General features: G+C 70.5%; 19 protein-coding genes. 14 read left to right on the plus strand and 5 right to left on the minus strand.

The window, feature by feature from the left end; all coding sequences use genetic code 11:
- Positions 1-102: 102 nt before the first annotated feature.
- The 6 genes from ACFPJ4_RS15240 (at position 103) to ACFPJ4_RS15265 (ending at position 4,579) form a co-directional block, all read left to right on the plus strand.
- A complete protein-coding gene (locus ACFPJ4_RS15240) occupies positions 103-654 on the plus strand; it encodes a DivIVA domain-containing protein (protein WP_386741334.1) in 552 nt (183 codons plus the stop codon).
- Between the two features lie 191 nt (positions 655-845).
- Positions 846-1,331 carry an aggregation-promoting factor C-terminal-like domain-containing protein gene (locus ACFPJ4_RS15245; RefSeq protein ID WP_386741335.1) on the plus strand — a complete coding sequence of 162 codons (486 nt, stop codon included), beginning with the start codon at positions 846-848 and terminating at the stop codon, positions 1,329-1,331.
- A gap of 68 nt (positions 1,332-1,399) precedes the next feature.
- Entirely contained in the window at positions 1,400-3,238 is a 1,839-nt protein-coding gene (locus tag ACFPJ4_RS15250; RefSeq protein WP_386741336.1) for a cation:proton antiporter, read from the plus strand.
- A 29-nt stretch (positions 3,239-3,267) separates the two neighbouring features.
- Positions 3,268-3,567 (plus strand): hypothetical protein, encoded by a 300-nt coding sequence (locus tag ACFPJ4_RS15255; protein WP_386741337.1) that lies wholly within the window; start codon positions 3,268-3,270, stop codon positions 3,565-3,567.
- Positions 3,564-4,286, plus strand: coding sequence for an alpha/beta hydrolase (locus tag ACFPJ4_RS15260; protein ID WP_386741338.1), 723 nt, complete (start codon positions 3,564-3,566; stop codon positions 4,284-4,286). Before ACFPJ4_RS15255 ends, ACFPJ4_RS15260 begins: the two co-directional genes overlap by 4 nt.
- Positions 4,283-4,579 carry a rhodanese-like domain-containing protein gene (locus ACFPJ4_RS15265; protein WP_386741339.1) on the plus strand — a complete coding sequence of 99 codons (297 nt, stop codon included), beginning with the start codon at positions 4,283-4,285 and terminating at the stop codon, positions 4,577-4,579. Before ACFPJ4_RS15260 ends, ACFPJ4_RS15265 begins: the two co-directional genes overlap by 4 nt.
- A gap of 23 nt (positions 4,580-4,602) precedes the next feature.
- Here ACFPJ4_RS15265 and ACFPJ4_RS15270 read toward each other — a convergent pair whose 3' ends face one another.
- Both ACFPJ4_RS15270 and ACFPJ4_RS15275 read right to left on the minus strand, forming a co-directional pair.
- Positions 4,603-5,661: an AI-2E family transporter gene (locus ACFPJ4_RS15270; RefSeq protein ID WP_386741340.1), complete on the minus strand. Its 1,059-nt coding sequence runs from the start codon at positions 5,659-5,661 to the stop codon at positions 4,603-4,605.
- A gap of 66 nt (positions 5,662-5,727) precedes the next feature.
- Entirely contained in the window at positions 5,728-7,827 is a 2,100-nt protein-coding gene (locus ACFPJ4_RS15275) for a hypothetical protein (RefSeq protein ID WP_386741341.1), read from the minus strand.
- Positions 7,828-8,141: 314 nt separating this feature from the next.
- Between ACFPJ4_RS15275 and ACFPJ4_RS15280 the strand changes: the two genes are divergently transcribed.
- The gene (locus tag ACFPJ4_RS15280) at positions 8,142-9,881 is read left to right on the plus strand and encodes a DUF8094 domain-containing protein (protein ID WP_465262173.1); all 1,740 of its coding nucleotides are present in this window, start codon (positions 8,142-8,144) and stop codon (positions 9,879-9,881) included.
- 58 nt (positions 9,882-9,939) lie between these two features.
- Positions 9,940-10,887 (plus strand): tetratricopeptide repeat protein, encoded by a 948-nt coding sequence (locus tag ACFPJ4_RS15285; RefSeq protein ID WP_386741344.1) that lies wholly within the window; start codon positions 9,940-9,942, stop codon positions 10,885-10,887.
- Positions 10,888-10,930: 43 nt separating this feature from the next.
- Here ACFPJ4_RS15285 and glgB read toward each other — a convergent pair whose 3' ends face one another.
- Together glgB and ACFPJ4_RS15295 are read right to left on the minus strand one after the other, a co-directional pair.
- A complete protein-coding gene (gene glgB / locus ACFPJ4_RS15290; protein WP_386741346.1) occupies positions 10,931-13,138 on the minus strand; it encodes a 1,4-alpha-glucan branching protein GlgB in 2,208 nt (735 codons plus the stop codon).
- Positions 13,138-15,219 carry an alpha-1,4-glucan--maltose-1-phosphate maltosyltransferase gene (locus ACFPJ4_RS15295; protein WP_386741348.1) on the minus strand — a complete coding sequence of 694 codons (2,082 nt, stop codon included), beginning with the start codon at positions 15,217-15,219 and terminating at the stop codon, positions 13,138-13,140. Before ACFPJ4_RS15295 ends, glgB begins: the two co-directional genes overlap by 1 nt.
- 432 nt (positions 15,220-15,651) lie before the next feature.
- Between ACFPJ4_RS15295 and ACFPJ4_RS15300 the strand changes: the two genes are divergently transcribed.
- The 6 genes from ACFPJ4_RS15300 (at position 15,652) to glgP (ending at position 22,573) form a co-directional block, all read left to right on the plus strand.
- Positions 15,652-16,212, plus strand: coding sequence for an alternate-type signal peptide domain-containing protein (locus ACFPJ4_RS15300; protein WP_386741350.1), 561 nt, complete (start codon positions 15,652-15,654; stop codon positions 16,210-16,212).
- A 139-nt stretch (positions 16,213-16,351) separates the two neighbouring features.
- Positions 16,352-16,972, plus strand: a complete 621-nt coding sequence (locus tag ACFPJ4_RS15305) for a hypothetical protein (protein ID WP_386741351.1) — start codon at positions 16,352-16,354, stop codon at positions 16,970-16,972.
- Positions 16,972-18,363, plus strand: coding sequence for an RICIN domain-containing protein (locus ACFPJ4_RS15310; RefSeq protein ID WP_386741353.1), 1,392 nt, complete (start codon positions 16,972-16,974; stop codon positions 18,361-18,363). Before ACFPJ4_RS15305 ends, ACFPJ4_RS15310 begins: the two co-directional genes overlap by 1 nt.
- 5 nt (positions 18,364-18,368) lie before the next feature.
- Positions 18,369-19,259 carry a hypothetical protein gene (locus tag ACFPJ4_RS15315; protein WP_386741355.1) on the plus strand — a complete coding sequence of 297 codons (891 nt, stop codon included), beginning with the start codon at positions 18,369-18,371 and terminating at the stop codon, positions 19,257-19,259.
- Positions 19,256-19,969 (plus strand): signal peptidase I, encoded by a 714-nt coding sequence (locus ACFPJ4_RS15320; RefSeq protein WP_386741356.1) that lies wholly within the window; start codon positions 19,256-19,258, stop codon positions 19,967-19,969. Before ACFPJ4_RS15315 ends, ACFPJ4_RS15320 begins: the two co-directional genes overlap by 4 nt.
- A gap of 30 nt (positions 19,970-19,999) precedes the next feature.
- Positions 20,000-22,573, plus strand: a complete 2,574-nt coding sequence (glgP, locus tag ACFPJ4_RS15325) for an alpha-glucan family phosphorylase (protein ID WP_386741357.1) — start codon at positions 20,000-20,002, stop codon at positions 22,571-22,573.
- A gap of 40 nt (positions 22,574-22,613) precedes the next feature.
- Here glgP and ybaK read toward each other — a convergent pair whose 3' ends face one another.
- The gene (ybaK, locus tag ACFPJ4_RS15330; protein WP_386741359.1) at positions 22,614-23,087 is read right to left on the minus strand and encodes a Cys-tRNA(Pro) deacylase; all 474 of its coding nucleotides are present in this window, start codon (positions 23,085-23,087) and stop codon (positions 22,614-22,616) included.
- Between the last annotated feature and the right edge of the window lie 5 nt (positions 23,088-23,092).

Consider the following 23,092-nt stretch of genomic DNA (forward strand, 5'->3'; position numbering starts at 1 on the left):
TCCGCGACACGAGCGTGGTCGTGTCGCTGTGCTGGGCCCACTAGCACGCCGCCGCGCGCCGGGTCGGCGGGGACTCAGCATCGCCTCCGGTACCATGGCCCCGTGAGTTCGACCTTCCCGCACACCCGCAAGTCGCGCCTCGGTTACGACGTCGACGAGGTCGAGGAGTTCCTCGAAGACGCCCGACGCGCCTACACGGCCGAACGCAGCGACGCGACCCTCGTGAGCGCCGACACGATCCGCGACACCGCCTTCACGATGCGCAAGGGCGGCTACTCGCCGACTCACGTGGATGCCGCCCTCGAGCGCCTCGAAGACGCCTTCGCGGCCCGGGAACGCGATCGCGCCCTCGCCCAGGCGGGCGACCAGGTCTGGTACGCGCAGGCCAGAAGCGGCGCACAGGCGGTGCTCGATCGCATCGTCCGGCCGCGTGGCAAGCGGTTCCGTCGCGTGTCGATCTTCACCGTCGGCTACTCCGTGCGCGAGGTCGACGCCCTGACCGACCGGGTCGCCCAGTACTTCCAGAGCGGCAAGCCGCTCAGCATCGACGACGTGCGCACCTCGGCCTTCCGGGGCCAGCGCGGCGGATACCTCGAGGCCCAGGTCGACATCCTGCTCGACGCGGTGACCCGCGTCATGCTGGCGGTCCGATAGCGCGCTCGCGCTCGGAGGAGCGGCATCCCCGCCGGTTCCTCGTCGGGCCCGGGTAGACTCGTGCAACTGTGAGCGGCTATCGGCGTCGGGGGACGCAATATCGGCCATCGGCCGGTACAGCGGCGACCCAACGTCACGTCCGGCGGCCGGGGTCGCTGTCGGTCTTCGCCGCCCTCGCCAGCCTGGGTCTCGTGCTGGTCACTCTGGCGTCGCCCCATGTGCCCAGCCAGGCGGAGACGCTCGCGTCCGCACCCCACCGCAGCACCCAGAGCTACGCGGTCGGGGAGGATCTCGTCGCCGCGGTCAGCCGGGACGGCTACCACATCACCAAGCTCCCGACCGCCCGGCCGGTTCCGGCGGCGGGGATACCCGATCCGGGGACGGCGCAGGCCATCGCCCTCGAGATGGTCACTGCGCGCGGCTGGCCGTCGACGGAGTTCGACTGCCTGGTACTGCTCTGGAATCGCGAATCGCACTGGAACGTGTACTCCTCGAACGCCTCGTCGGGGGCCTACGGGATCCCGCAGGCGGTGCCCGGGAGCAAGATGGCGAGCGTCGGCGCCGACTGGGCCACCAATCCGGCCACGCAGATCACCTGGGGTCTCGGCTACATCCAGGGGCGGTACGGCACCCCGTGTGGCGCCTGGAACCACAGCCAGAGCTCCGGCTGGTACTGAGCCCGCACGGCACCCGGGTCTGAGCCGCCGCTGAGGAGGCCGCCTCGCACCTCTGGATAACCTGGGGTGTGGACTACTCGCTCGTCGCCGTCGGTGGAGTGGTCGTCGTGGTCGCGGCGGCCGCGTTCTCGAAGCGCCTCGGCATCGCGGCGCCGCTGCTGCTCGTGGTGATCGGCATCGGCTACAGCTACATCCCCGGTGTGCCGCAGATCCACGTCGATCCGCATGTGATCCTGGCCGGCGTTCTGCCGCCGCTGCTCTACGGTGCGGCCGTCAACGTGCCGCTGGTCGACTTCCGGCGAAATTTCGGCAGCATCACGGGGCTGTCGGTGCTGCTCGTGCTCGTCAGCGCGCTGGTGACCGGCTTCGTGCTCTTCGTCATCCTCGAGCGGCTCGACCTCGGTGCGGCGATCGCGCTCGGCGCCGTCATCAGCCCGACGGATGTCGTGGCGGCGACCGCGATCGGCAAGCGTCTTGGCCTGCCTCCTCGCCTGCTGTCGATCCTCGAGGGCGAGGGGCTGGTCAACGACGCGACGGCGCTCGTGCTGCTCAAGAGCGCGGTCGCGGCCATCGGTCTCACCGCGTCGAGCGGATTCAGCCCGTGGGGCTCGGTCGGCAGCTTCGCCTACTCGGTCGTGGTCGCCCTCGTCGTGGGGATCGTCGTCGGCTTCGTGACCGTGCTGATCCGGCGCCGGCTCAACGACCCTGTGCTCGACACGGCGATCTCGTTCGCCGTTCCGTTCATCGCGTTCCTTCCCGCCGAGGAACTGAAGGCCTCCGGCGTCATCGCCGTCGTCGCGGCGGGACTCTACTCGGGGCACTACGGGCCGCGCTTCCTCAGCCCGCAGTCCCGGTTCTCGGAGCGGTTCAACTGGCGCACCATCCAGTTCGTGCTCGAGAACGGGGTGTTCCTGCTCATGGGGGCGCAGCTGGCCGGCATCGTCGCCGACGTGCACGTCGAGGAGCTGTCGGCCGACAAGGCGGTCTATCTCGGCCTGCTGCTGGCCGCGATCCTGATCGTGCTGCGCTTCGTCTTCGTCTGGCCGTTGCTGGCCGTCGTCCGGCAGGGCGAGGCCCGCCAGGAACTGCGCGTCTCGCAGCTGACACTGCTCGTGGACCGCCTGCAGGGCGCGGCGATGGGCACGGCGCGTTGGGCGCGGCAGGTGGCGCGGGGGAGAGCGTCCGGCGGTCCCGGTGGCGCGAGCGATGCGCCGGGACGGCGTAGCCAGGAGCGCGCCGAGAAGCGCCGAGCCGGCTTCGTCCGTCAGGTCGAGCGCCGGCGGAACGACGTCGCACAACTCAAGTCCGAAGGCTTGAGTTGGCGGGGCGGCGTCGTGCTCGGCTGGGCCGGGATGCGCGGCGTGGTGACCCTGGCGGCCGCGCAGTCGCTGCCCACCTCCACGCCGTACTACGAGCAGCTCGTGCTGATCGCCTTCACGGTGGCGATCGTGACCCTGCTCCTGCAGGGCGGAACGCTTCCGCTCGTGATCCGGCTCGTGAAGATCCGCGGGGCGGATCGGGTCGCCGACCGGCACGAACTCGCGACCCTGCTCGACGAGATGAGCGCGGCGGGTCTCGAGGTGCTCGAGAGCCCGGACTTCGAGTTGCCCGGCGGCGGTTCGGTCGATCCGGAGATCGTGGAACGGGTGCGCAACGACACCCTGCTGGCGACCCAGTCCGCCTGGGAGCGCGCGGAGCACGCCGACGCCGATGACGGCATCCTGAAATCGCCCCATCAGCAGTACCGCGCCCTGCGCCACGAGGTGCTGGCGGCCGAGCGCGCCGTGCTGCTCGACGCCCGCTCGCGCGGCGCGTACGCCTCGCGCATCATGGAGCGGGCGCAGAGCCTGCTCGATCAGGAGGAGTCGCGGCTCGAGCAGCTCGACAGCGGCGGTCGCACCGAGTGAGGCCGGCGGCTCGCGCATAAGCTGGGAGCATGCCCCGCTCGAATCGTCCGCGCTCGTCGCGGTACGAGCCCGAGGCGGAGCCCCTTGACCTGGAGCGCGCGCTCATGGGCCGGCTGCGCACCGAGGTCAAGCGCGACGGCCTCTGGAACGTGCAGCCGCAGGCTGCGAGCTCGGCGGTCAAGGTGTACCTGTGCCCGGGCTGCGGTCTCGAGATCACCCCCGGAACCGCGCACCTGGTCGCCTGGCGCGCCGACGGGATCATGGGCGAGGCCGACGACCTCGCCGGGCGTCGGCACTGGCACTCGCACTGCTGGAAGATCCGCACATGATCGAGATCGCCGGCGGCGTCGAGCTTCCCGCCCGTCGTGAGAGCGTGCGCCTGCAGACGACCGATGGCCTGACCCTGGTGGGGGAGCTCGCGCTTCCGCTGGAGCGGGAGCCGGTGGCGACCCTGGTCTGTCTGCACCCGCTGCCGACGCACGGCGGCTTCATGGATTCGCACGTCATCCGCAAGGCCGCCGCGCGCCTGCCCGCCCTCGCCGACCTCGCGGTGCTGCGTTTCAACTTCCGCGGCGTGAGCTCGCCGCACGGCACCTCGCAGGGCGAGTTCGGCCACGGCATCGAGGAGCGGTACGATCTGGCCGCCGCGATGGAGTTCGTGGCGCAGCGCGCCCTGCCGGACCCCTGGCTGCTTGGCTGGTCGTTCGGCACCGAGGTCGCGCTCAAGTGGGGGCTGTCGCATCCGATCGTGGGGGCGATCCTGCTCTCACCGCCGCTTCATCGGGCGACCGCCGACGAGCTGGCCGCGTGGGCCGGCAGCGGCAAGCGGCTGGTGGCGGTCATCCCCGAGCTTGACGACTACCTGCGCCCCGCCGAAGCGCGCGAACGCTTCGCCGCCGTTCCCGAGGCGGAGGTCGTCGCCGTCGAAGGCGGCAGGCACCTCTGGGTCGGCGAGAAGCAGACCCGCCGCGTGCTCACCGAGATCGTCGAGCGCCTCAATCCCGAGGCCTTGCCGCTACCCACCGAATGGAACGGACCCCTGTCATGAAGTCGATCACCCCCACCGAATTCGTCGCCCTGGGCGCCGGCGCCGTGCTCGTGGACGTCCGAGAGCCCGACGAAGTGGCGACGGTCCGGGTGCCGGGGGCCCTCGTGCTGCCGATGAGCACCCTCGACCAGCACCTCGACGAGCTGCCCGACGGCTCCTTCTACGTCATGTGCCACGCCGGCGGCCGCAGCGCGCGGGTCGTCACGGCGCTCGAGCAGCAGGGCTACGACGCCGTCAACGTGCTCGGCGGCATCACCCAGTGGGAGCAGGAGGGCCTGCCCGTCGAGCGGTAGCTCGCGGGTCGCCAGGGCGGCGGCTAGAGCTCGTTCTGACGCGGGACGACGACCTGCTTGATGATCAGGAGCACGGCCGCCGCCACGGGGATGGCCACGAGCGCCCCGAGCACCCCCAGCAGAGTTCCGCCGGCCAGGGCGGCGATCACGACGACGACCCCCGGCACGCGCACGGCGCGGTTCATGATGTTGGGGCTGAGCACGTAGGCCTCGACCTGCATGTAGATCACGTAGTAGATGATCGGCAGGATCACGGTCGGCCAGCCGTTGAACAGCAGCACCAGCAGGGAGATGATCACCGACCCGGTGATGGTGCCCACGAGTGGCACGAGTGAGAAGAGGAAGGCGATGAACGCCAGCAGGGCGTAGTACTTCACGTTCACCCCGAACAGCAGCAGCACCGAGAAGAAGATGAAGCTCAGGATGCCGTTGCACAGTCCCAGCGCGCCCTGGCCGATGACGTACCGGCCCACCGACTTGCTGATCTGCTCGGCGATGTCGATGAACTTGTCCCGCTTGGTGGCGGGGACGAGCTGGTACAGCCCGCGTTTGATGCTCGACAGGGAGGCCACGAAGTACAGGGTCAGGATCAGCACGATGATGACCCCGAAGACACCCGTGGCGATCGTGAAGACGGTCGAGAACAGCCCGCCGGTGATGTTGCCGATGTTCTTGGTTAGGAAGTCCTGCACCTGGGTCAGGGCGTCGGAGAACTTCAGCCAGGGGATGCTGCCATCCCACCACTTCTGGATCGTGTTGTCCCTTTGGATTGCCTTGATCACATCGGGAACGCTCGAGATCAGGTTGTTGACCTGATCGATGATCACGGGGATGACGGCGAGCACCAGGCCGGCGAAGACGGCGAGGATCGCGACGAGCACGGTCACGATGGCCGCCCAGCGCGGGAACTTGTGGCGCTGCAGGAACGACACGGCCGGGTCGATGCCGAGGGCGAGGAACAGCGCTGCGCCCACGTAGGTGAGGATCGTGGCGAGGGTGCCGACCCCCGTGCCGATGGCGACGGCGACCAGCACACCGAGCCCGCCGAACAGGCCGACACGGAACGCGTTCTGGATCTTCACCGGCTGCTCGGCCTTTCGTCGTGGGCTGCTCCGAGGTTAGCGGAGGCCTTCGGCGGCCGGCGGGTGTCAGCTGGCGTGTTCGTGCTCGCGGCTCTGCTCGTCGATGTCGTCCGGGTGCTCGGGGTCGGCCGGCTCGGACTCCTGGGCCGGGGCGTCGGTCACCACCGAGGTGGCTCCGGTCAGCACGGGCTCGTCGGGTGCCGCGGTCGGGAAGCCGTGCTCGGACGAGACGCGCTCCGCCGAATCGAGCACGCCGCGGAGGTTCGCGATGTACCCAGCCACGGACTCGCGCTCGACGCGGATCTGCTCGAGACGCTGCTCGGCATCCTTGACGAGGGCCGTCGCCTTCTTCTCGGCCTCTTTCACGAGCGCCTTGGCGCGCTGCTCGGCGTTGCCGAGCACCTCCTTGGCGGTCGCCCGCGCCTGCTCGGTGAGCGACTTGGCCTCGGCTTTCGACGAGGTCTCGAGCTTCTCGGCCTCGGCGCGCTTCTCGGCGGCCCGCGCCGTCGCCTCGCTGAGCTGGGCCGCCGCCTCGTCGAGGTACTTCTGAGTGGATGCCGCGGCCTCCTGGTGCTTCGCCACGTACTCCTTCTCGGCCTCGTCGCGGCGGGCGGTGAGCTCGACCTCGAGGTCGGCGCGCGCCTGGGCCGCCGCGGCAGCGAGGGTGGTGGACTGCGTGTCGGTCTCGTGCGCGATGCGGGCGCGGTGGTTCTCGAGCTCGTGGGCGACCTCTTCGCGCTGGCGTGCCAGGTCGCGATCGTGATCGGCGCGCTCCTTCTCGAGCGTCGAGAGGTGTGCCGCCTTCGCCTGGGCGAGTTCGTTGTCGTGCGCGGCGCGCTGGCCGGTCAGCTCGGCGGCGAGCGATTCGCGTGCGCCGGCCTGTTCGGCCTCCCACGCGGTCCGGGCGCCGGTGATCTCGGCTTGGAGTGACTCGGTCGCCTTGGCGATCTCGGCCTCGAGCGCGATGCGCTTGGACTCGACCTCGGAGTCGATCGCGGTGCGCTTGGCCGCGACCTCCTGATCGATCTCGGTGCGCTTCGAGGTGATCTCGGCCTCGAGGGCCGAGCGATCCCTCGACATCTCGGCCTCGAAGGCGGAGCGCTGCGTCGAGATCTCGGCCTCGAGCGCCGAGCGCTGCGTGGTGATCTCGGCCTCGACCGCCGCGCGCTGCGTGGCGATCTCGGCCTCGAGGGCGGCCCGCTGCGAGGCGAGCTCGGCAGCCAGTTCGGCCTTCGCGGTCTTCGTCGTGGCCTCGCGCTCCGACTTCCACGCGGCGACCTTGGCGGCGTGCTCCGCGGTGGCCTGCTTGGTCTTGGCGTCGAGTTCGGCGCGCCCCCGCTCGGTGTCGGCATCGAGGGCGGCGTTCGCGGCGGCGGTGTCGCTCTCGAGCTGAGCACGGGCGTCCGCCGTCTCGCGCTCCAGGTTGGTGCGACCCTCTTCGAGGTCGTGCTCGAGCTCGGCCCGCCGACGGGTGTTCTCGGCGTCGAACTCGGCTCGGCCGCGCTCGATGTCCCGCGCGAGCTGGGCCGCCGCTTCGCGGGCTTCGGCGACCTCGCGCTGGGCCACGATCTTGAGCTCGGCGATCTCGCGCTCGGCCTCGGCGCGCAGCGCGGCGACCTCGCGCTTGCCGCCCGAGCGTGCTTCGGCGAGCTCGGTGGCGACCGCCCCACGGATGGCGGCGGCCTCGCGCAGCGCGTCATTGGTGACGGCCTCGGCTTCGGCGGCGGCGCGGGCCACCACCGACTCCGCCTCGTCGCGGGCGCCGCTCGTGATCTGCTCGACGTGGGCCTGGGCCTCGGTGATGAGCTTTTCGGCGTGCTCCGCCGCTTCTTCGCGGGCCCGCTGCACCTCGGCGGTGACGCTGGCGCGCAGCTTCTCGGCGTCGATGTCGGCCTGGCTGATGAGGCGGGTCGACTGCTCTTCGGCGATCCGGAGCGTGTTCTCGAGCTTGGTCCCGAGGCCGGAGTAGGTCGGGCTGCCGACCTCGTCGAGCTCGGCCTGAAGATCCTCGGCCACGGCATGGAGCCGCTTGAGCTCCTTGGCCTGCTCCGCCTTGTCGGCATTGGCCTTGATGAGGTCGCGCCGCAACTCGTTGACGGCCTGGTCGACTTCGTCCTTCTTGTATCCGCGCAATTCGGTGCCGAAGCCCGCGTCGTCTGCCGCCACAGTTCGCTCCTTGGAGTGGAAAGTTCGGTGAGTTATCGGCCCGGATTCGGGCGGGGGGAACCCTCCGAGTGTAGCCGCAGCACCATGAGCGCCGGGGCTCGAGTGCGGCCTTCGATTCAGCAGACTGTCAGGTTACTGTCAGGTCATCCCGCCGTCCGAGCCGGGGCATCCGGTAACCTGGTGTGTCTTTGTCTGCTGTCCCGACGTCCTAGCCCGTCGGGTTCCCGCATCCGGCCCTCGCGGCGGATCGGGCCGTGGGTTCGACCGTCGGTCGCTGCGGCAGCACAAGAAGAGGAGTTCACCCTTTGCGATTCGTGATTGCGATCGTGCTGTTCCTGCTGGCCTTCGTGTCCATCGGTTACGGCATCGCGCAGCGCACCATCCTGGCCGGCCCGGCCTCCTTCACGGCGAGTGTCACCACCGACGCGAGCACGCCCATCACGCTCATCGACGGCGCGACCCTCCACAGCTTCGAGGGAACCCAGGCGATCACCGTGTCGGGAGCCAAGAAGGTCTTCGTCGCCGACGGCCGCACGAGCGACGTGCTCGCCTGGGTCGGCAAGACCAGCTACACGAAGGTGACCTTCGACGCCGTGAAGCAGAAGCTCACGACGAAGCGCGTGCGCGGGGAGGCCGACACGGCGCCGTCGCCGGTCGGCTCGGACCTCTGGGACCAGGAGTTCAGCGGCACTGATCAGCTGATCCGTCGCGTGAACGTGCCGACCGACGCGACGGTCATCATCATGTCGGACGGCAAGAAGGCCGCCCCCGACCACATCGCGGTCACCTGGCCGCTCGACAACTCGGCCCCCTGGTCGGGCCCGCTGATCATCGGCGGCATCGGCGCGCTGCTGCTCGGCCTCGGCGCGTTCCTCTGGGCACTCGTGCACGCCCGTCGCCGCCGGGGGCCGCGCCGCCGTCAGCCCCGCCTGCCGCGCAATCCGAAGCCGCCGCAGCTCAAGCGCGGTCGCACCGGAACCCAGCCGGCCCTCACCGCGGGCGCCGCGCGCGGCCGGCGCCGCAACCTCGTCGCGGTCTCGCTCGTCCTCGGCAGCACCCTGGCCCTCAGCGGATGCTCGGTCTTCGGCTCGTCGGGGGGGTCGAGCAGCTCGGCAACCCCGACGTCGACCTCGACGGTGCCGGGCGGTGCCGGCCTGCAGCAGATCGCGGTCACCGCTCCGCAGCTCAAGCAGATCGTCGCGAACGTCGTGCAGACGGTGACCGCCGCCGACGCCAAGAGCGACGCGAAGCTGGCCGCGACCCGGCTCGACGGGCCCGCCCTGCAGCTGCGCGTGGCCAACTACGCGATCCGGGCCGCGGATTCGACTCAACCCGCCCTGCCCGCGATCCCGCAGGGCGAGTTGAAGGTCTCGCTGCCGCAGCAGAGCGACACCTGGCCCCGCGCGGTTCTCGCGGTCATCCAGCCCACCGACCCGAAGACGGCGCCCGTCGCGCTCATGCTCGTGCAGAAGGCTCCGCGCGACAACTACAAGGTCGAGTACCTGATGACGCTCGAGCTGGGAGTGCCCAAGGTGGCGCCGGCCACGGTCGGCGCCGCCCGGCTGCTCAACGACAACAAGCTGGGGATCCTCGCTCCCTCCGACCTGGCGGCGGCCTACGGCGACATCCTCATCAAGGGCGATGCCAGCACGTACAACGATCAGTTCTCGGCGACGGGCGACAAGCTGCGCACGGCGGTGGGGTACGCCCACAAGCAGGACCAGAAGTCGAAGCTGCCGAGCACGGCGACGGTCGCCTACAGCAACGGTCCGGGGCCGGGCGAGTCGATCGCCTTCGGCACCAATGACTCGGGCCAGATCGTCGCGGTGAACCTCGATGACACCGAGACGGTCACCCCCACCGAAGCCGGAGCCGCGATCAACCCGCAGGGCCAGGTCAAGCTGCTGTCGGGCAAGGCCCAGAGCGTCAAGGGCATCACGGCGACCTACGGCATGCAACTGCTGTTCTACGTGCCTCCCGTGAGCAAGTCGGGCGCCAAGATCCAGCTGTTGGGGTTCGGCCAGGGGCTCATCTCGGCGAGCGAGGTCCCGTGAGTCCCGTCGCCCGCCCGGCGGTGAGCGGGACGGTCCGCCGGATGGAAGACTTGTCGACGTGAGCAACGTTCCCGGTCCGAGTCTGCGCGGCGCCGTCGACCTGTCGTCTCTCGTCCGCCGTGCGAATGCCCCCCAACCGGCTCCCGGCGCACCGGGTGCCGCCGACGCGCCGGTTCCGGGCGCGAACGGGCTCGTCTTCGCGGTCACCGACGCGAGCTTCGAGAGCGTCATCGAGCTCTCGAGCCGCGTCCCGGTCATCGTCGAGTTCTACGCCCCCGGCATCGCGCCCGCCCTGGCTCCCATCGTCACGTCCTACCGGGGCAAGCTCGCGCTCGCCACGGTCGACGGCTCGGTGAACCCCCAGCTCGCCCAGGCGTTCCAGGTGCGCGAGGTGCCGGCCGTGGCGGCGATCATCGCGGGGCGTCCCGTCAACCTGTTCGTCGGCCTCCCGGCCGATGCCGAGGTGCGCCAGGTCTTCGACGAGCTGCTCGCGCTCGCGGCCCAGAACGGGGTCACCGGATCGCTTCCCGTCGAGGGGGATCACGGTGCGGATGCCGCAGATGGCCAGCCCGCCGAGCCGGTCGAAGAACCGCTTCCTCCGCACCACCAGGAGGCGTACGACGCGATCGCCGCGGGTGACTACGCCACCGCGGTCGCGGAGTACAAGCTCGCGATCGCTCAGAATCCGCGCGATGCCCTCGCGGTGGCCGGCCTCGCGCAGGCCTCGTTGCTGCAGCGACTCGTCGGCGCGGATGCCGCCGCGATCCGGTCGGCAGCGGCCGCAGCGCCCGCGGATGCCGAGGCCGCCCTCGCGGTCGCCGACCTCGACGTGAGCGGGGGTCATCTGGACGATGCATTCGACCGCCTGCTCGACCTGTTCCCGTCGCTGGACCAGAAGTCGAAGGACGCCGTGCGCGCCCGCCTGCTGGAGTACTTCGAGATCGCCGGGGCCGACGACCCGCGCGTGCTGACGGCGCGCCGTCGACTGACGAACCTGCTGTACTGAGCCGCCCGGTACGAGCCGAGCGGGCTCGGGCCCCGCTGAGGGGCTAGCGCTCGCCCTTCAGCCACACGGCCGCCAGCGGCGGCAGCGTGAGTTCGACGGAGGCGGGATGACCGCCCCACGGCTCGGCCACGGCCTCGACTCCGCCGAGGTTGCCCACTCCCGAGCCGCCGAAGTCGGTGGCATCCGAGTTCAGGATCTCGGCCCAGTGCCCGACGAAGGGCAGGCCGACCCGGTAGGGGCCGACCGGGTTGCCGCCGAAGTTGACGAGGCAGGCCAGCGCCTCGCCCGCGCGTGACCAGCGCACGAAGGCGACCACGTTGCGCTGCGGATCGTTGGCGAGCCACTCGAAGCCGGCGGGGGTGTTGTCCTGCTCCCAGAGCGCCGGCTGCTCGCGGTAGACCCGGTTGAGCTGCCCGACCAGGCGCTGCAGGCCCTGGTGCTCGGGGTGGTCGAGAATCCACCAGTCCAGCCCGCGCTGCTCGCTCCACTCGCTCGGCTGACCGAACTCGCTGCCCATGAACAGCAGCTGCTTGCCCGGATGCGCCCACATGAACGACAGGTACGCCCGCACGTTCGCGAGCTTCTGCCACTGGTCGCCCGGCATCTTGGCCAGCAGCGACCCCTTGCCGTGCACGACCTCGTCGTGGCTGATCGGCAGCAGGAAGCTCTCGCTGAAGGCGTAGAGAAAGCTGAAGGTGATGTCGTTGTGGTGGTCGGCACGCCACATCGGGTTCTCGTGCATGTACTGCAGCGAGTCGTGCATCCAGCCCATGTTCCACTTGAGCCCGAAGCCCAGGCCGCCGCCCTCGGTCGGGTGCGTGACCCCGCCCCATGAGGTCGACTCCTCGGCGATCATGACGATGCCCGGATTGCGCTTGTAGGCCGTCGCGTTCGCCTCCTGCAGGAACGAGATGGCCTCGAGGTTCTCCCGTCCGCCGAACCTGTTGGGCAGCCACTCGCCGTCTTTGCGCGAGTAGTCCAGGTAGAGCATGCTCGCCACGGCATCCACCCGCAGCCCGTCGATGTGGAACACCTCGAGCCAGTAGACCGCGTTGGCGACCAGGAAGTTGCGCACCTGAGAGTCGCCGAAGTTGAACACGAGCGTGCCCCAGTCGGGCTGCTCGCCGCGGCGCGGGTCGCTGTGCTCGTAGAGCGGCTGCCCGTCGAAGCGGGCGAGCGCCCACTCGTCTTTGGGGAAGTGCGCGGGCACCCAGTCGACGATCACGCCGATGCCGGCCCGATGCAGGCGGTCGACGAGGTAGCGGAAGTCGTCGGGATGCCCGAACCGGCTGGTCGGGGCGTAGTACCCGGTCACCTGGTAGCCCCACGAGCCGCCGAAGGGATGCTCGGCCACGGGAAGGAACTCCACGTGCGTGTACGCCAGCTCGCTCAGGTAGTCGATGAGCTGATCGGCCAGTTCGCGGTAGCCGAGCCCGGGGCGCCACGAGCCGATGTGCATCTCGTAGACGCTCATCGGCGAGTTGTGCGGATCGATCCGCGCGCGCGCCGACATCCACTCGGCGTCGCCCCAGGCGTAGCGGGTCTGACCGATGACGGAGGCCGTGGCCGGTGGCACTTCGGTGTACTGCGCCATCGGGTCGGCCCGGGTCACCCACACGCCGGCCTGCGTGAGCAGTTCGAACTTGTACGCGCTGCCGGGCTGCAACCCGGGGACGAACAGTTCCCAGACGCCGTTGTCGTCGAGCCGGCGCATGGCGTGCTGCACGCCGTCCCAGCGGTTGAAGTCGCCGACCACCCGAGCGGCGAGGGCGTGCGGGGCCCAGACCGAGAAGCCCGTCCCCTCGATCCCCTCGTGCGGGCGGTAGTGGCTGCCGAGCACGTCCCAGAGCTGCTCGTGACGGCCCTCGCCCCAGAGGTACAGGTCGACCTCACCGACGGTGGGCACGAAGCGGTACGGGTCGTCGGCCGTCCAACTCGGCGCACCCGCGTAGCTCGCCTCGAGCGCGTACGCCTGCCCGGCGCCCGGGGCGAATCCGTGCCACAGCCCGCGGGCGACGTGCTCGAGACGGATGCGGGTGCCGTCCGCCCGGATCGCCGTGACGCTCTCGGCGAGCGGTCGGATGGCCCGGATCACGAAGCCGCTCGCGCCATCCAGTTCGGCCGGATGCTGCCCCAGTGCGTCGTGCGGACGCGGATGCCGCCCCTCCACGAGCGCCGCCAGGTGGTCGGGGTGCAGGGCCGGCAGCCCGGAGTCGACGGGCGGCGTGGCCGGCGTGCGGTTCGCGGGCATCAGGCCTCCCCACGCGCGGGGGGTTCGGCGTGCCGGATCGACAGGATGTGCACGGGCTCGGCGAAGGCGTCCAGGCGCACGTAGTTCGACTCGCTCCAGTCCCACTCGGCGCCCGTGATCAGCTCCGTCACGACGAAGCGATCGCCCGGCTCGAGCCCGAAGCGGGTCAGGTCGAGGTGCACGATGGTCTCGCGCACCGAATGGGGGTCGACATTGGCCACGACGATGATGCTGTCGCTGACGCCGGAGGGCGCGAAGGCCCCGTCGAGGTGCTTGCCGTAGACGAGCACCGATTCGTCGTCGCTCCAGTGCACGCTGAGGTTGCGCAGCTGGGCGAGCGCGGGATGCTCGGCGCGGATCTCGTTGAGGCGGGTCAGGTACGGGGCCAGCGAGGTGCCCGCCTTGGCGATCCGCGCCCAGTCGCGCGACTTGTACTCGTACTTCTCGTTGTCGATGTTCTCTTCGCTGCCCGGCCGCGCGACGTCTTCGAACAGCTCGTAGCCGGTGTAGACCCCCCAGCTCGGCGACGCGGTCGCGGCGAGAGCGGCCCGGATCTTGTAGGCGGGTGGCCCGCCGAACTGCAGGAACTCGGTGAGGATGTCGGGCGTGTTCACGAACAGGTTCGGGTGCAGGTAGTCCGCCGACGGCCCCGCGATCTCCTGGAAGAACTCCTCGAGCTCGGGTTTCGTGTTGCGCCAGGTGAAGTAGGTGTAGGACTGCTGGAATCCGGCGCCGGCCAGCGAGTGCAGCATGGGCGGGCGGGTGAAGGCCTCGGCGAGGAACACCACGTCCGGATGACTCTCGTTGACGACCCCGAGCAGCCACTCCCAGAAGGCCAGCGGCTTCGTGTGCGGATTGTCGACCCGGAAGATCCTGATGCCCTTGGCGATCCAGAACTCCACGATCCGCAGCACCTCCGCGCGGATCCCTTCGGGATCGTTGTCGAAGTTCAGCGGGTAGATGTCCTGGTACTTCTTCGGCGGGTTCTCGGCGTAGGCGATCGAGCCGTCCGGCCGCCGCGTGAACCACTCGGGATGCTCGGTCACCCAGGGGTGGTCGGGAGAGCACTGCAGGGCCAGGTCGATCGCGACCTCGAGCCCGTTGCGGGCAGCCACCCCCAGGAAGTAGCGGAAGTCGGCCCAGCCGCCGAGCTCAGGATGCAGCGCGTCGTGGCCGCCCTCGGCCGCCCCGATCGCCCAGGGGCTGCCGGGGTCGCGCGGGCCGGCTTCGGTCGAGTTGTTTGGCCCCTTGCGGAAGGTGCGCCCGATGGGGTGAACGGGCGGCAGGTACACGACGTCGAAGCCCATCGCCGCCACCCCGGGCAGTCGGCGGGATGCGGTGCGGAAGGTACCGCTGATCCAGGTGCCGTCCTTGGCGCGCTTCGCGCCCTCCGAGCGCGGGAAGAACTCGTACCAGGCGCCGACCGCGGCGCGGGCCCGCTCGACGCGCAGCTCGAGCGACTCGGACTCGGTGACGAGCGACTCGACCGGCTGCGCGGCGATCGCAGCGGTCAGCCGCGGATCGTGCGCGAGCTTGAGACGGGCGGCGGGGGTGAGGTGCGTGTCCGCGAAGGCGGCGCGAGCCTCGCCGAAGATCTTGCCGCGGTGCCCCTCGAGCAGCTGCACGGCGCCCGCGAAGACGAGTTCGACATCCTGGCCCGCGGCGATCTTGATCTCGGCGGTGTGCAGCCAGCTGGCCCAGTCGTCGCTCGCCGCGCGCACCCGCCAGGGCCACCGGCCCGTGCGATCCAGCCGGACCTCGGCCCGCCACCGGTCGGTTCCGGGGGCGATCAGCGTCATCGGGTGCGTGGACTCCACGCCGTCGGGGTCGCTCAGCACGAGTTCGACGCGCAGCAGCCCGTGCCCCTCGCGGAACACGGTCGCCTCGAAGGGGACCACCTCGCCCGCATACCCGGTGGCCGGCCAGCGGTTCTCGGGCTGCTGGGGTGCCAGTTGACGGATCGGGATGCGGCCGATCCGCGCGGGGACGGTCGGCAGGATCGCCGATGCGGTCGCCGATCCCGGGGGACGGCCCGACGCGGGGTCGCTCGGGGAACGCGCGGCAGAGACGTTGGCGGGCATCACCTGACGGTACCGCGTCCGGCCGCGGCGTGGTGAGGACGCTTCGCGTGTCCCCCGGAATCGACGTCGAGGGCGCACCGAGTTGTACCCCGGGTACAAAACCGGAATTTGCAGGAAATGAGATACAAAAATGCTGATCAGAGCCGCGAATTGCGGATGAGAAAATCCCAATGACCGTGCCCTTTAGTGGGGGTGGTTTGCGGGTTGTCCACCCTAAGGAGGACACGTAGTGTCTTCGTCGGGGGAAGTTCCCTGTGCATGCCGAGCGCTCAGCCGAACGGTCTGCACTTCACCCGATTGGCACGCACGGAACCGTGCGAACCCGATATCTCTCTCGTCTCGAGGCAGTCACCTCGTGAGCGGCAGCATGCCCTCGCGCGCCTCGAGCCCCAGAACTCGACATCACTGCGATGCCGTGAAAGGAAACCCGAAATGAACAAGCTCACCAAGGGCGCCATCGCCACCGCGGCCGGCGTCATCCTGCTCATGGGCGGCGCGGGCACCCTCGCCTCGTGGAACAGCTCCGCGAGCGTCGGCTCGACCCAGACCATCAGCTCCGGCTCGCTCGGCGTCACCGCCGGCACGGCCGGGGTCTGGAAGTCCGGCAGTACCACGATCAACCCCTCGACCTTCAAGGTCGTCCCGGGTGACACCCTCACCTACACCCAGACCTTCAACCTGGCCGCCACCGGCGACAACCTGCTCTTCACGGTCGTCACCACGCCCGGCACGATCTCGGGTGCGACGACCGGTGCCGCCGATGTCGCCCTGGCGACCGCGCTGACCAAGAGCGCCACGTTCTCGATCAGCGGCGCCAACATCGCCGCGAGCACCACGAGCGGAACGTACAAGGTCGCCTCGAACAGCGGGACCAGCACCGTGACCGTCGTGATGACCGTCCAGTTCCCGTACGCGTCGGACAACTCCTCGCAGCTGGGCAACGTCACCTTCGGTGCCGGTGCCGTCACGCTGACGCAGACCCAGACGCCGTAACCCGCTTCCCCGGGGGTCCGCCGTGTCCCACGCACGGCGGACCCCCGGGGGAACACCCTCGCCCCACCTGCCTTACCCGCCCCGCCCGCCTCACCCGCCCGCCTCACCCGCCCGCCCCACCCACGAAAGGTCGCAGACCATGAGCCAGGCACGCATCCTGCGCCGCACGGCCGTCGGTCTCCTGCGGGTGGGCCGGGCGATCCGAACCCGGTCGGCCTCTCGCGGCGTGATGCGCCTCTCGGTGCGCGCGGCGCTCGGCGCCACGGCCGCGCTCGCCACCGGCATCCTGGTCGCAGCCGGTCTGGCCGGGGGCAGCTACGCCTTCCTCAACTCGCGCGCGACGACCCCCGTCATCACGATCACCAGCGGCAACCTGGCCCTCACCGTCAAGTACGGCACCGGCACGGCCGGGACGGTCGCCGCGATCCCCACCACCGCCTGGGCGACCATGCTCCCCGGCGATGTGGTCGGGCAGCAGCTCACGATCGCGAGCACCGGCTCGGCCTCGTCGACCCTGACTGCGCGCCTCGCCGCGACGACCGCGCCGTTCGAGATCCGGATCGCGTCGGGCACCTGCCCGGCGACCGTGATCAGCGGCGCGGCGCTCACCACCACGGCGGCGGCCGCCGGGACCCTCGCGGGCGGTGCGAGTTCGACGGTCTGCGTGCAGGCGACCCTGCCCGCATCGGCCGCCGCGTCGGCCGCGGGCGCCTCGACGGCGTTCTCGCTCATCCTCGACTCGACCCAGGTGCCCAACTGATGCCGCGCCGTCTCGCTCGCTTGCTGCCGAACCCGGGAACCGTCCGCGGCAAGCTCGGCATCGCCGCCTTCCTCGTCGCCTTCTTCGTCCTGGCCGGCAGCACGGCGGGTTACGCCTACTGGGTCACGAGCGTCTCGGCCACCTCGACGGTGGGAGCCGCGACGCTCAGCCTGAGCACCTCGAACTTCACCTCGGTCGGCTACACCTTCGGCAACGATGCCCTCGTCACCACCGGCAGCGTCACGGTCGCGAACACCACCACGACCAGCAGCACCCGGTCGGGTGCGGTCACGCTCACTTTCGGCCCGGCCGCGACCGCGACCCTCGCCGGCAAGGTGACGGCGTCGGTGTGGTCGACCACCTCGGCCGCCAATTGCACGGCGACCACGACGGTTCCGGGTGGCGCCACGACCGCGCTGTGGTCGGCCTCGCCCGCGGTCTCGACGACTCTCGCACCGGGGGCCAGCGCGGTCTACTGCATCCGCAGTTCGGTCGCCTCGCGCGAGACGCTCGCCACCTCGGGCGGCAGCATGACCTTCAGCCCCAAGATCACGGCGACGATCACCGTCGGCTCGTTCACCGGCTCGACCTCGGCGACGACGACCCAGTCGTCGCAGTACGTCTACCCCGCGGCGACGCCCGACACGACGCACTGGATGTGGATCCGGCCGAATTTCTCGAACGCGAGCTACGACTACTGCGCCGACGTCTCCGGCGCCGGCAGCACGACGGGCACGATCGTCATCTCCTACGACTGCAAGACCTCGGGTGCGGCGAACCAGCAGTGGGACCTCAGCCCCAGCGGGGTCACGGGCTACTTCACGATCGCGCCGCGCAACGCGTCGGGACTGCGCATCGACGACAACAGCTCGACCGCATCCGGTGCCGCCGTCACGGTCAACACCGCGGGCACGGCCTCGACCGCCACGAATCAGCAGTGGCAGCTGCAGACCGTCTCGCCGGGCGTCTACGAGATCGTGAGCGCCTACTCGGGCATGTGCCTGACCTCGATGAGCGGCACGGGCGAGAACCTCGGCGGCATGACCCAGGCGCCGTGCGCCGGCACCGTCTACCAGCAGTTCCTCCTGTCGCAGGCGTTCCAGAGCTTCAGCTGCTCGACCGGGCTCGGCTCATGGACCTGGTCATGGACGTCGGCGGCGACCGGCCCGTACCACGTGCTCGTGACGCACGGCGGCACCACGAGCGAGGTGGTCACCACCGCGACGACGGCCTCGGGCGCGACGCTCGCCTTCTCGACGGTCAGCAGCTACGGCCTCGGCACCTTCAGCGTGAGCTTCGTCGACGGCAACGGGACGCTCGTCGGCACCGGGACCATCACGGCGAACTTCCTCAACCTCGGCAACGGCTGCACGGCCAACGACCTGCAGTGATCGCCATGGGAACGCAGACCATCCACCGGGCACCGCGCCACCGGGCACCGCGTATCGCGGTCGCCCTGACGACGGCCGCGCTCGCCTCGGCCGCGCTGTTCGCGGGACCGGATGCGGCGCGAGCCGACTCGCCCTCCGTGCAGTTCAGTGCGGACGGCATCCACTGGGCGTCCGACTACAGCGGGCAGCTGTTCGCCGGGGTGCTGATGGTCCCCGGGAGCATCGCGACCCGCTCGGTATACGTTCGCAACGCGGCGACCGGGTCGGGACTGCTGCGCGTGACGCTCTCCCGGGTGGCGACGGATGACCTCGCCCTGGCCGACGCGACGAGCATCACGACCTCGAGCGATGCCCGGCCCGGCGCTCCGGTTCCCCTGTCGGCCGCGCAGCCCTGCGCCGCGCTCGCCGACGGTCAACTCGTCGGCTCGGGAGCCGCCGTGCGACTCGACAACGCCATCGCGGTCTCATCGCTGGATGGCACGGCCGGCCAGTCGGGCTGGGTCGCCTTCGAGCTCAGGGTCACCTTCCGCAGCACCGACAGCGCCGCGCCGGCGCCGGCCGACTGCCCGAGCGACGGCGCATCGGTCGGGGGACTGCCCGCCCCGCGCGACTCGTCGACGGGCCCGACCCCCTACCACCGCACGGCGCGCGGATGGGCGGCGGGCAGCGGATCCGTCTCGATACCGCAGGCACCCGTCACCACGGGTCACGCCCAGCCGCCCCGCGACGTGGGGTTCCTCGTCGCCAACACCGAGCGCTTCTTCCAGGAGTACACCGTCGAGTTCTGGATCGCGATGTGGGTGCTCGGCACCCTGCTCTTCCTGCTCGTGCGCCGTCGCCGAGCAGCCCGCGACACACCCGAAACGAAGCTACGACAGATCGGAATGGATCGATGAACGACATCTCACCTCGCGCCGCCGCCCCGGCGAAGCGAAAGGGCGCGCTGCACTACGTCGGCGTCGGACTGAGCCTGGGCCTGATGGGCCTGGTCGCGCTGATCGCCGTGCTGGTGATCGCGCTGCCCATGGTCAGCCACGCCACGCCGTACACCGTGCTGACCAGCTCGATGACGCCGAGCTACCCGGCCGGAACGCTCGTCGTCGTGAAGTCGGTCGACGTGCATCAGATCCGGCTCGGCGACGTCATGACCTATCAGATCAAGTCGGGCCAGCCCGAGGTCGTCACCCATCGGGTCATCCGGATCATCGAGCCGACCACCCCCGGCGGCGAGCCGAGCTTCATCACGAAGGGCGATGCCAACTCGCTGCCCGACTCACCCGCGGTGAAGCCCGTGCAGGTGCGCGGCGTCGTCTGGTACGCCGTTCCCTACATCGGCTGGGTCAACAACGTCGTCAACGGCGGTCTGCGCAACGTGATCGTGCCCCTCGTGGCGGGCGTGCTGTTCCTCTACGCGGGGTTCATGATCGCCTCGGGTCTCGTCGAGGCGCGCCGCCGGAGGGCCGCGCGCACCTCCGCCGCGGCGTCGGTGGTGTCGGATGCCCCGGCGACCTCGGTACCGGTTGTGACCGCGGCGAGGGCCGAGGAATCGGTCGAGGAGGACCTCCACGACGAGGCGCGCGAACTCGTGGGGTCCCTGCGGTCGTAGCCCCCCTGCGCGACCTCGTAGGGTGGGCAGGTGAAGGCCATCCGACGATTCACCGTCCGTACCGTCCTGCCCGACAACCTCTCCGCGCTCGATGAGCTCGCCAGCAACCTGCGCTGGTCGTGGCATCAGCCCACGCTCGAGCTGTTCCGCGACATCGCCCCCGAGACCTGGGACGAACAGGGCAAGGACCCGATCGGCCTGCTCGGCGAGATCGCGGCATCCCGGCTCGCCGAATTGTCCGCCGACGAGGCGTTCGTGGGCCGCGCGAACGCGTTGCGCGACGAGCTGCGCGACTACTTGAGCGCGCCGCGCTGGTTCCAGTCGCTCGAGGGGGAGGTGCCCGGCACGATCGCCTACTTCTCACCCGAGTTCGGCATCGCCGCGGCGCTACCTCAGTACTCGGGCGGGCTCGGGATCCTCGCGGGCGATCACCTCAAGACCGCCTCCGACCTCGGCGTGCCGATCGTGGGCGTCGGCCTCTTCTACCGCGCCGGCTACTTCCGTCAGTCGATCTCGCGCGACGGATGGCAGGAGGAGAGCTACCCGGTGCTCGATCCCGACGGTCTTCCGATGCGGGTGCTGCGGTATCCGGACGGGTCGGCGGCCCACGTCGTGCTCGCCCTGCCCGAGGGCCGCGCTCTGCACGCGCGGATCTGGCAGCTGGCCGTCGGGCGCGTCACCCTGCTGCTGCTGGACACCGACGTTCAGGAGAACGGCGAAGAACTGCGCGGGGTCACGGACCGGCTCTACGGCGGTGGCGGCGAGCACCGCCTGCTGCAGGAGCTGCTTCTCGGAATCGGCGGTGCTCGGGCCGTGAAGACCTACACCTCGCTCGCCGGAATCCCGGCGCCGCAGGTCTTCCACACCAACGAGGGCCACGCCGGATTCCTCGGGCTGGAGCGGGTCAGCGACCTGATCGGCAACGGACTGACCTTCGACGAGGCGCTCCAGGCCGTGCGCGCCGGCACGGTCTTCACGACCCACACGCCGGTTCCCGCGGGCATCGACCGCTTCGAGGCCTCGCTCGTGCGGCGCTACTTCTCGACCGAGCTGCTGCCGGGGGTCGACGTCGACGACGTGCTCGCCCTGGGTGCCGAACCCGATGGGATGAACGCCGGCGCCCCCGACGCGTTCAACATGGCGGTCATGGGCCTGCGCCTCGCCCAGCGCGCCAACGGCGTCTCGAAACTGCACGGCGACGTGAGCCGCCACATGTTCGGGGCGCTCTGGCCGGGATTCGACGCGGATGACGTGCCGATCGGCTCCATCACCAACGGGGTGCACGCCCCCACCTGGGTCGATCCGACGGTCTCGGCGGTCGCGGCCTCGCGGCTGGGCACCTCGGACACCACGGTGGCCGACTGGGCATCCGCCGCCGTGAGCGATGCCGAGCTGTGGGCCATGCGGGGTCGTCTGCGGTCGCAGCTCGTCGCGGATGCCCGGCGCCGTACCTCGGCGGCGTGGGCGGAGGAGAACCCCGGAGTGGGCGACCCCAGCTGGTTCGGCAGCCTGCTCGACCCGCAGATCCTCACGATCGGGTTCGCCCGACGGGTTCCCACCTACAAGCGGCTGACGCTCATGCTGCACGACCCGCAGCGACTGCGGGCGCTGCTGACGCATCCGGAGCGGCCGGTGCAGATCGTCATCGCCGGCAAGTCGCATCCGGCCGACGACGAGGGCAAGCGGCTGATCCAGCGGCTCGTCGAGTTCTCGCAGGAGGTCGACGTGCGCGAGCGCATCCACTTCCTGCCGAACTACGACATCGGCATGGCCCAGCTGCTCTACCCCGGCACCGACGTCTGGCTGAACAACCCGCTGCGGCCCCTCGAGGCCTGCGGGACCTCGGGGATGAAGGCCGCGCTGAACGGCTCGCTCAACCTGTCGATCCTCGACGGCTGGTGGAACGAGTACTACGACGAGGAGGACGGCTGGGCGATCCCCTCGGCCGACAGCGCCGGCGACGGGGCGGAGCGCGACGCGCTCGAGGCGGCGTCGATGTACGACCTCATCGAGCACCAGATCGCGCCGACCTTCTACGACCGAGGGGCCGACGGTGTGCCGACCCGATGGGTCGCGCACATCCGGCACACCCTCGCGACGCTGTCGCCGGAGCTCTCGGCGACCCGCATGGTGCGCGAGTACGTCGAGCAGCTGTACCTGCCCGCGGCGGCCGCCGAGCGGGCCATCAGCGCGAAGTCGTACCAGCCGGCCCGCGAACTGGCGGCCTGGAAGGCGCGCGTCGTCGCGGCCTGGCCCGGGGTGCACGTGACGCACGTCGAGTCCGGGGGAGTGGACGCGGTGCCGCAGGTCGGGGAGCAGCTGCAGGTGCGCGCCTTCGTGCAGCTGGGCGGCCTGAGCCCTGACGACCTGGCGGTCGAGCTGGTCTACGGTCGCGCTCGCGACGGCGACGAGCTGGCCGAGGTGCGCACGATCGAACTGGAGCTGGACAGCGTGGATGCCGTGAGCTCCCCGGCGGCTCTTGCCACCTATGCGGGCACCGTGGCCCTCGACCGCTCGGGGAGCTTCGGCTACACCGTGCGGGTCGTCCCGCGGCATGCACTGCTCGCCTCGCCGGCCGAGCTCGGGCTGACCGCGGTGGCGTAGCCGCCGTCGGGTAGCCGGCCGTCGCGTCGCCGGCGGGGCGTCAGCCCGTCGCGATCGCGGCGATCGTCGCCTCGGTCGCCCGCACCAGATCGGCCGGGGCGAGCTCGATGTCGAATCCGCGGCGCCCGCCGCTGACGAAGACGGTGTCCCAGAGCTCGACGGTCTCGTCGAGCACGGTCGGGTGCCGGGTCTTCTGCCCGATCGGGCTGATCCCGCCGACGACGTATCCGGTGCGCCGCTCGGCGACCGCCGGATCCGCCATGACCGCCCTCTTGCCGGCCACCGCGGCGGCGAGCCCCTTGAGGTCGAGCTTGCCGGTCACCGGAACCACTCCGACCACGAGCCGGCCGTCGACCTCGGCCAGCAGGGTCTTGAACACGCGATCCGGCTCGACGCCGAGCGCCTGCGCGGCCTCGAGGCCGAAGCTGATCGCGGTCGGGTCGTGCGCATAGGCGTGCTCGACGAAGGGGATGCCGGCGGCGACCAGGGCGACGGTCGCGGGTGTTCCGCTCATGAGCC

Origin of the sequence: Lysinimonas soli, from assembly GCF_042655435.1 — a bacterium.
GTDB classification, from domain to species: Bacteria; Actinomycetota; Actinomycetes; order Actinomycetales; family Microbacteriaceae; genus Lysinimonas; species Lysinimonas soli.

What these genes read in the sequence shown, in the direction of transcription:
- ACFPJ4_RS15255 (WP_386741337.1), top strand. Translation starts at nt 3,268, where the DNA reads ATGCCCCGCTCGAATCGTCCGCGCTCGTCGCGGTACGAGCCCGAGGCG.
- ACFPJ4_RS15260 (WP_386741338.1), top strand. Translation starts at nt 3,564, where the DNA reads ATGATCGAGATCGCCGGCGGCGTCGAGCTTCCCGCCCGTCGTGAGAGC.
- ACFPJ4_RS15265 (WP_386741339.1), top strand. Translation starts at nt 4,283, where the DNA reads ATGAAGTCGATCACCCCCACCGAATTCGTCGCCCTGGGCGCCGGCGCC.
- glgB (WP_386741346.1), bottom strand. Translation starts at nt 13,138, where the DNA reads ATGCCCGCGAACCGCACGCCGGCCACGCCGCCCGTCGACTCCGGGCTG.
- ACFPJ4_RS15295 (WP_386741348.1), bottom strand. Translation starts at nt 15,219, where the DNA reads ATGCCCGCCAACGTCTCTGCCGCGCGTTCCCCGAGCGACCCCGCGTCG.
- ACFPJ4_RS15300 (WP_386741350.1), top strand. Translation starts at nt 15,652, where the DNA reads ATGAACAAGCTCACCAAGGGCGCCATCGCCACCGCGGCCGGCGTCATC.
- ACFPJ4_RS15305 (WP_386741351.1), top strand. Translation starts at nt 16,352, where the DNA reads ATGAGCCAGGCACGCATCCTGCGCCGCACGGCCGTCGGTCTCCTGCGG.
- ACFPJ4_RS15310 (WP_386741353.1), top strand. Translation starts at nt 16,972, where the DNA reads ATGCCGCGCCGTCTCGCTCGCTTGCTGCCGAACCCGGGAACCGTCCGC.
- ACFPJ4_RS15315 (WP_386741355.1), top strand. Translation starts at nt 18,369, where the DNA reads ATGGGAACGCAGACCATCCACCGGGCACCGCGCCACCGGGCACCGCGT.
- ACFPJ4_RS15320 (WP_386741356.1), top strand. Translation starts at nt 19,256, where the DNA reads ATGAACGACATCTCACCTCGCGCCGCCGCCCCGGCGAAGCGAAAGGGC.
- ybaK (WP_386741359.1), bottom strand. Translation starts at nt 23,087, where the DNA reads ATGAGCGGAACACCCGCGACCGTCGCCCTGGTCGCCGCCGGCATCCCC.